Source organism: Bacillus cereus group sp. BfR-BA-01379 (genome assembly GCF_022663605.1).
Classification (GTDB): Bacteria; Bacillota; Bacilli; order Bacillales; family Bacillaceae_G; genus Bacillus_A; species Bacillus_A mobilis.
In genome coordinates, this window is sequence record NZ_JAKUFT010000234.1 from 1 (window position 1) to 305 (window position 305).

Sequence of the window (305 nt, forward strand, 5' to 3'; positions counted from 1 at the left end):
ATCCCAAATGGAAATGGACGCGTTGGTATAGGGGTTTCTATCGTTACAGAAAGAGAATTAGTGGTAGATCCGAAAGTGAAAATTGATTCTCATGAAATAGGTGGACCATCGGCGGGCCTAATGTTTACATTAGAAATATATAATCAACTTGTGGAAGATGATTTAACAAGAGGGCATGAAATAGCTGGAACAGGGACGATTAATGAAAAGGGAGAAATTGGCCCGATTGGTGGTATTCAGCAAAAAGTGGTAGCTGCAAGTGATGCTGGTGCTGAAGTGTTCTTTGCGCCAAATGAAAAAGATGC

General features: G+C 41.0%; 1 protein-coding gene. It reads left to right on the forward strand.

Annotated features, from left to right (window positions below):
* Positions 1-305 (forward strand): S16 family serine protease (locus MR113_RS27620; RefSeq protein ID WP_313895095.1); only part of this gene is annotated, 305 nt, incomplete at both ends.